At 54.9% G+C, this 5,572-nt stretch carries 3 rRNA genes; all 3 read right to left on the bottom strand.

What is annotated here, in order from left to right:
* Positions 1-34 precede the first annotated feature (34 nt).
* The 3 genes from rrf to DW297_RS06865 all read right to left on the bottom strand — a co-directional run bounded on the left by rrf (position 35) and on the right by DW297_RS06865 (position 5,311).
* A 5S ribosomal RNA gene (gene rrf / locus DW297_RS06850) occupies positions 35-152 on the bottom strand.
* Between the two features lie 111 nt (positions 153-263).
* Positions 264-3,365, bottom strand: a 23S ribosomal RNA gene (locus DW297_RS06855).
* A 421-nt stretch (positions 3,366-3,786) separates the two neighbouring features.
* Positions 3,787-5,311, bottom strand: a 16S ribosomal RNA gene (locus DW297_RS06865).
* The 16S, 23S and 5S rRNA genes sit together here, the layout of an rRNA operon.
* Between the last annotated feature and the right edge of the window lie 261 nt (positions 5,312-5,572).

Here is a 5,572-nt window from a genome sequence, read left to right on the forward strand (position 1 = left end):
AGCAGCAGTCGCGTCAGCTCCGCGGGCGCGACCAGGTTGACGGCGAGCTGCTGCTCCCACAGGGTCCCCCCTGCAGTACCATCGGCGCTGTGAGGCTTAGCTTCCGGGTTCGGAATGTGACCGGGCGTTTCCCTCACGCTATGGCCGCCGAAACACTATTGATGTTTCAATCAAACCTAGGTTCACACGTGTGTGTGATCGAAGGTGGTTCTCGACCGTACATCGAGAACCACTCAGTGGACGCAAGCACCAACGAACGGTGTGTTATCAAGTCATCGGCTTATTAGTACCAGTCAGCTGCACACGTTACCGTGCTTCCACATCTGGCCTATCAACCCAGTAGTCTGGCTGGGAGCCTCTCACCCGAAGGTATGGAAGTCTCATCTTGAGGCCGGCTTCCCGCTTAGATGCTTTCAGCGGTTATCCATCCCGAACGTAGCTAATCAGCGGTGCTCCTGGCGGAACAACTGACACACCAGAGGTTCGTCCAACCCGGTCCTCTCGTACTAGGGTCAGATCCTCTCAAACTTCCTACGCGCGCAGCGGATAGGGACCGAACTGTCTCACGACGTTCTAAACCCAGCTCGCGTACCGCTTTAATGGGCGAACAGCCCAACCCTTGGGACCTACTCCAGCCCCAGGATGCGACGAGCCGACATCGAGGTGCCAAACCATGCCGTCGATATGGACTCTTGGGCAAGATCAGCCTGTTATCCCCGAGGTACCTTTTATCCGTTGAGCGACAGCGCTTCCACAAGCCACTGCCGGATCACTAGTCCCGACTTTCGTCCCTGCTCGACCTGTCAGTCTCACAGTCAAGCTCCCTTGTGCACTTACACTCGCCACCTGATTGCCAACCAGGTTGAGGGAACCTTTGGGCGCCTCCGTTACTTTTTGGGAGGCAACCGCCCCAGTTAAACTACCCACCAGGCACTGTCCCTGAACCGGATTACGGTTCGAAGTTAGATATCCAGAGTGACCAGAGTGGTATTTCAACAATGACTCCACGGTAACTGGCGTCACCGCTTCAAAGTCTCCCACCTATCCTACACAAGCCACACCGAACACCAATACCAAGCTGTAGTAAAGGTCACGGGGTCTTTCCGTCCTGCTGCGCGTAACGAGCATCTTTACTCGTAATGCAATTTCGCCGAGTTCGCGGTTGAGACAGTTGGGAAGTCGTTACGCCATTCGTGCAGGTCGGAACTTACCCGACAAGGAATTTCGCTACCTTAGGATGGTTATAGTTACCACCGCCGTTTACTGGGGCTTAAATTCTCAGCTTCGCCTTGCGGCTAACCGGTCCTCTTAACCTTCCAGCACCGGGCAGGCGTCAGTCCGTATACATCGTCTTGCGACTTGGCACGGACCTGTGTTTTTAGTAAACAGTCGCTACCCACTAGTCTCTGCGGCCTCCAAACGCTTTCGGAGCAAGTCCTAGTACGTCGAAGGCCCCCCTTCTCCCGAAGTTACGGGGGCATTTTGCCGAGTTCCTTAACCACGATTCTCTCGATCTCCTTGGTATTCTCTACCTGACCACCTGAGTCGGTTTGGGGTACGGGCGGCTAGAACCTCGCGTCGATGCTTTTCTCGGCAGCATAGGATCATCCACTTTTTATCCGCATCGTGTCTCAGCCTCATGAGTCACGGATTTGCCTATGACTCGGCCTACGCACTTGCACCAGGACAACCATCGCCTGGCTTGGACTACCTTCCTGCGTCACACCTGTTAATACGCTAACCGCACCAGCATGGGGTCACGTGCTCCCCTCCACGGTGTCACCCGAAGGTGACGATGTGAAGGCTCGGACGTTTAGCACCACTGGATTAGCTTGGGCGGTTCTTCGCCGGTACGGGAATATCAACCCGTTGTCCATCGACTACGCCTGTCGGCCTCGCCTTAGGTCCCGACTTACCCAGGGAAGATTAGCTTGACCCTGGAACCCTTGGTCTTTCGGAGGACGTGTTTCTCACACGTCATTCGCTACTCATGCCTGCATTCTCACTCGTGTAGCCTCCACGGCTGGTTTCCACCGCCGCTTCGCTGGCCACACGACGCTCTCCTACCCATCAACACGGCTGGACCACGAAGGCCTACCAATAATGTCAATGCCACAACTTCGGTGGCGTGCTTGAGCCCCGTTACATTGTCGGCGCGGAATCACTTGACCAGTGAGCTATTACGCACTCTTTCAAGGGTGGCTGCTTCTAAGCCAACCTCCTGGTTGTCAGAGCAACTCCACATCCTTTCCCACTTAGCACGCGCTTTGGGACCTTAGTTGGTGGTCTGGGTTGTTTCCCTCTCGACTATGAAGCTTATCCCCCACAGTCTCACTGCTGCGCTCTCACTTACCGGCATTCGGAGTTTGGCTGACGTCAGTAACCTTGTAGGGCCCATCGGCCATCCAGTAGCTCTACCTCCGGCAAGAAACACGCAACGCTGCACCTAAATGCATTTCGGAGAGAACCAGCTATCACGAAGTTTGATTGGCCTTTCACCCCTATCCACAGCTCATCCCCTCAGTTTTCAACCTAAGTGGGTTCGGTCCTCCACGACGTCTTACCGTCGCTTCAACCTGGCCATGGATAGATCACTTCGCTTCGGGTCTAGGACATGCGACTGAATCGCCCTATTCAGACTCGCTTTCGCTACGGCTACCCCACACGGGTTAACCTCGCCACATATCGCTAACTCGCAGGCTCATTCTTCAAAAGGCACGCTGTCACACCTACCAGGGGTGCTCCAACGGTTTGTAAGCAAACGGTTTCAGGTACTATTTCACTCCCCTCCCGGGGTACTTTTCACCTTTCCCTCACGGTACTTGTCCGCTATCGGTCATCTGGGAGTATTTAGGCTTATCAGGTGGTCCTGACAGATTCACACGGGATTTCACGGGCCCCGTGCTACTTGGGATACTCTCCACGCCAGAACACGCATTTCGACTACGGGGTTGGCACCCTCTATGACCGGCCTTTCAAGACCGTTCGTCTATACGCTTCTGTAACGTCGCCAGCTCGGCAGAACTGACTGGTGAGTCCCACAACCCCGAATATGCAACTCCTGCCGGATATCACACACACTCGGTTTAGCCTGATCCGGTTTCGCTCGCCACTACTAACGGAATCGCGGTTGCTTTCTCTTCCTGTGGGTACTGAGATGTTTCACTTCCCCACGTTCCCTCTACCCGCCCTATATATTCAGGCGGGAGTCACTAGGTCGGCACGCCGCCCAGCGGGGTTTCCCCATTCGGACACCCTCGGATCAAAACTTGCTTATCAGTTCCCCGAGGCTTATCGCAGATTGCTACGTCCTTCTTCGGCTCCAGATGCCAAGGCATCCACCGTTTGCTCTTAAAGACTTGAAATCACATGAGTTCGAATCAAAAACTCGACCCCACCCGAAGGCGGGATCAGAAATTGACTAATGATCTTTAAGATCATCTTGCGCAACCAATCCGAAGATCAGTTGCAAGATGCTCGCGTCCACTGTGTAGTTCTCAAAGTACGGGCGGTACCCTTCACCGCTTCCCCACCGGGGAAACAACGAAAGGCCCAGAGTAACCAAATGCTTCCAACCCGAAGGTCAAAGCGCATCCGGTCCCTCAGGACCCAACAGCGTGCAGGTGCGACATCCGTCACCCTCCCCGTTCCAACCACCGAAGCGGCGTACTGAAGAAGAACAACATCCTTCGCACCATGTCAAATGTTCCACCCATGAGCTCCCAGCGAAGAACGTACGCCTTCGATCTGGGTTCTGGACACCCGAAAGTGTCAGATGCTCCTTAGAAAGGAGGTGATCCAGCCGCACCTTCCGGTACGGCTACCTTGTTACGACTTAGTCCTAATTACCGATCCCACCTTCGACGGCTCCCTCCACAAGGGTTAGGCCACCGGCTTCAGGTGTTACCGACTTTCATGACTTGACGGGCGGTGTGTACAAGACCCGGGAACGTATTCACCGCAGCGTTGCTGATCTGCGATTACTAGCGACTCCGACTTCATGAGGTCGAGTTGCAGACCTCAATCCGAACTGGGACCGGCTTTTTGGGATTCGCTCCACCTCACGGTATTGCAGCCCTTTGTACCGGCCATTGTAGCATGCGTGAAGCCCAAGACATAAGGGGCATGATGATTTGACGTCATCCCCACCTTCCTCCGAGTTGACCCCGGCAGTATCCCATGAGTTCCCACCATTACGTGCTGGCAACATAGAACGAGGGTTGCGCTCGTTGCGGGACTTAACCCAACATCTCACGACACGAGCTGACGACAACCATGCACCACCTGTTTACGAGTGTCCAAAGAGTTGACCATTTCTGGCCCGTTCTCGTATATGTCAAGCCTTGGTAAGGTTCTTCGCGTTGCATCGAATTAATCCGCATGCTCCGCCGCTTGTGCGGGTCCCCGTCAATTCCTTTGAGTTTTAGCCTTGCGGCCGTACTCCCCAGGCGGGGAACTTAATGCGTTAGCTGCGTCACGGAATCCGTGGAATGGACCCCACAACTAGTTCCCAACGTTTACGGGGTGGACTACCAGGGTATCTAAGCCTGTTTGCTCCCCACCCTTTCGCTCCTCAGCGTCAGTTACGGCCCAGAGATCTGCCTTCGCCATCGGTGTTCCTCCTGATATCTGCGCATTCCACCGCTACACCAGGAATTCCAATCTCCCCTACCGCACTCTAGTCTGCCCGTACCCACTGCAGGCCCGAGGTTGAGCCTCGGGATTTCACAGCAGACGCGACAAACCGCCTACGAGCTCTTTACGCCCAATAATTCCGGATAACGCTTGCGCCCTACGTATTACCGCGGCTGCTGGCACGTAGTTAGCCGGCGCTTTTTCTGCAGGTACCGTCACTTTCGCTTCTTCCCTGCTAAAAGAGGTTTACAACCCGAAGGCCGTCATCCCTCACGCGGCGTTGCTGCATCAGGCTTGCGCCCATTGTGCAATATTCCCCACTGCTGCCTCCCGTAGGAGTCTGGGCCGTGTCTCAGTCCCAGTGTGGCCGGTCACCCTCTCAGGCCGGCTACCCGTCGACGCCTTGGTGAGCCATTACCTCACCAACAAGCTGATAGGCCGCGAGCCCATCCCCAACCGAAAAATCTTTCCAAACGCAGACCATGCGGTCACGTCACATATCCAGTATTAGACGCCGTTTCCAGCGCTTATCCCAGAGTCAGGGGCAGGTTGCTCACGTGTTACTCACCCGTTCGCCACTGATCCCACAGAGCAAGCTCCGTGTTCACCGTTCGACTTGCATGTGTTAAGCACGCCGCCAGCGTTCATCCTGAGCCAGGATCAAACTCTCCGTAAAAAGAAATTGCATACAACCCGGGGAAAAACCAGGCCGCAGCGAGTTTGAAACTGACCAAAGAGATGACATCATTGCTGACTTCATCCGAATGCCAACCCCCCAAAAGGAGTTGGTCTTTGATCCAAAGGAATTCTCACCCAGCCGAAGCTGAACGAGGATAATTTGGCATTTGACAAGTGCACGCTGTTGAGTTCTCAAGGATCGGATGCTCCCACGACCCAGCCATCACAACCAGGCCCGCAGGGCAACTTCTCTATCTTA

Source organism: Microbacterium sp. PF5 (genome assembly GCF_004794315.1).
Classification (GTDB): Bacteria; Actinomycetota; Actinomycetes; order Actinomycetales; family Microbacteriaceae; genus Microbacterium; species Microbacterium sufflavum.